This is a genomic window from Citricoccus sp. (assembly GCF_035445025.1).
Taxonomy (GTDB): Bacteria; Actinomycetota; Actinomycetes; order Actinomycetales; family Micrococcaceae; genus Citricoccus.
The window spans coordinates 1-2,352 of the sequence record NZ_DAOMPX010000145.1; the positions used below are offsets into that span (position 1 = coordinate 1).

Below are 2,352 nucleotides of genomic sequence, written 5' to 3' on the forward strand. Positions count from 1 at the left end.
CCTGGAGGCCGTGGCCAACGGCGCCTCCCTGGACGAGCTGGGCTTCGCCGAGAACACCGCGGACGCGGAGCCTGCCCTGGCCTGACGATCCGTTCGCCGGGGGAGGCGTTCTCGCCGCGGTGATACCGACCTTGACGGGGTCCGGCCTGACGGGCCGGGCCCCGTCGGTCGTCGGCAGGCTCAGCGCCGAGGGTGCGTCTCGTACATGCGCAGGGCCACGCCCAGCGCCGAGGTGGCGCTGATCGCCATGGCCACCCACACGGCCGCCCGCAGGTCCAGCAGGTCGGCCACGAGCCCGCCTCCCACGGCGCCCACCGCGTAGCCAAGGTCCCGCCAGACCCGGTACACCCCCACCGCGCGCCCCCGCCAGACGGGGTGGGCCACGTCCCCGACGGCGGCCAGCAGGGTCGGGTAGACCATCGCCGTCCCCAGTCCCAGCAGCACGGAGCCCGCGGCCCAGCCGGTGAACCCGGAGCCCAGGGCGACGACCCCCAGGGCTATGGACTGCACGGCCATCCCGGCGGTGATGAGGTGCTTGCGCCCGATCCGGTCGGACAGGGCGCCCGTGACGAGCTGGCCCGCCCCCCACACCCCGGGATACAGGGCCATCAGCACCCCGACCTGCGCCAGCGGCAGGCCCGAGCCGGCGAACAGCAGGGGGAACACGCCCCAGGACAGGCCGAAATTGAGATTGTTGACGAGCCCGGCCTGGCTGGCCGAGGACAGGGCCGGGTCCAGCAGGCTCGTCTGCATCGCGATCTGCCGGTCGGTCAGCGAACCGTGCAGGTGATCGTGGTGACCGTGGGAATGCGGGGCGTGCCCCGCCGCCTCGAGGTAGGCGTGGCCACGGGTCTCCCGGACGAAGAATCCCGTCAGGACCAGGGCGAGGGCCGCGTAGGCCAGGCCCAGCAGGAACGGGGCCGGGCGCAGTCCGACGGTCCCGGCGAGCCACCCGGCGAGCAGCGAGGTCACGGCCACGGCACCGTAACCGGCCGCCTCGTTCAGTCCCATCGCCAGGCCCCGCCGTTCAGGTCCCACGAGATCGATCTTCATCACCACGGTGGTCGACCAGGTCAGTCCCTGGCTGATGCCGAGCAGCACGTTGGCCGCGACGATCCACCACCAGTCCGGTGCCCAGATCAGCAGCAGTGGGACGGGCACCGCCAGGAGCCAGCCGCCCAGCAGGACGGGCTTGCGCCCGTAGCGGTCCGAGAGCGTGCCGGCGAACCAGTTGGCGGCGGCCTTGCTCAGGCCGAAGGCGGCCACGTAGGCGAAGATGAACGTGTAGCCGGACAGGCCGAACTCGGCCTCAGCGAGCAGGGGCAGTACCGTCTGCTGCTGGCCCACCATGCCGCCCACGAGGGCGTTGACCGCCACGAGCAGGGCGAACTGGGCGGCATTCTCTCGCAGGCCGAGCCGCACGGTGGCGGGGGGAGAGGGAGCGCGGGACATGGGGATCCTCGGAAGGGTCGGGGAGGCCGCGGCCGACCGGCCGGGGCACTATTCGGGCAAAACGTGGAATAGATGGACTACAGTATTCCATAGATCATTGGAGGACTAGATGGGTGACCGCGTGAAGAAGTCCGCGCTGTTCGACGAGCTGGCGCGCGTGGGCAAGGCACTGGCGAACGGCCGGCGGCTGGAACTGCTGGACCTGCTGGCCCAGGGCGAGCGCAGCGTGGAACACCTGGCGACCGCGGCCGGGCTGGGGCTGAGCACCGCCTCCGCCCACCTGCAGGTCCTGAGGCAGGCCGGACTGGTCACCACGCGGCGGGAGGGCACCCGCATCCACTACGGACTCGCAGGCCAGGACGTGGCCGCCCTGTACGAGCGGTTGCGCGCCGTGGCGGGGGAGCGGACCGCCGGTGTGGAACGTGCCCGCGTCGAGTACCTGGGCCCGGACAGCGAGGGACCCGAGGGCGCCCGGGCGGTGGGCCGCGAGGAGCTGCTCAGCCGATGGGCGACCGGGGAGGTGACGGTGGTGGACGTGCGCCCGGCCGAGGAGTATTCGGCCGCGCACATCCCCGGAGCGGTCTCGATGCCCCTGGACGAACTCCGCGACCGGCTCGGGGAACTGCCGGCCGACGTCGAGGTGGTGGCCTACTGCCGGGGTGCCTATTGCGTGTTCGCCTACGAGGCCGTGGCCCTCCTGCGGGCCTCCGGCAGGACCGCGTCCCGCCTGCAGGACGGCATGCTCGAATGGCGCCTGGCCGGACTGCCGGTCGAGCAGGGCCGCGCCGCGTAGGAAGGCCCCGGCCCCTCGCACGGGGAACCGGGGCCTCCTGCCGGCGGGCCGCTCAGCGGGCCCGGCGGTGGATGGACTTGTAGCTCAGGTAGGCGCTGAGCCCCTCG

The 2,352-nt window shown here is 72.7% G+C and carries 2 protein-coding genes; one reads left to right on the forward strand and one right to left on the reverse strand.

The window, feature by feature from the left end:
* Positions 1 to 180: 180 nt before the first annotated feature.
* The gene (locus PLJ28_RS15610; RefSeq protein ID WP_183529841.1) at positions 181 to 1,452 is read right to left on the reverse strand and encodes an MFS transporter; all 1,272 of its coding nucleotides are present in this window, start codon (positions 1,450 to 1,452) and stop codon (positions 181 to 183) included.
* Between the two features lie 109 nt (positions 1,453 to 1,561).
* Between PLJ28_RS15610 and PLJ28_RS15615 the strand changes: the two genes are divergently transcribed.
* On the forward strand, positions 1,562 to 2,245 hold the full coding sequence (locus PLJ28_RS15615; protein WP_183529839.1) for an ArsR/SmtB family transcription factor: 684 nt from the start codon (positions 1,562 to 1,564) through the stop codon (positions 2,243 to 2,245).
* Positions 2,246 to 2,352: the final 107 nt, after the last annotated feature.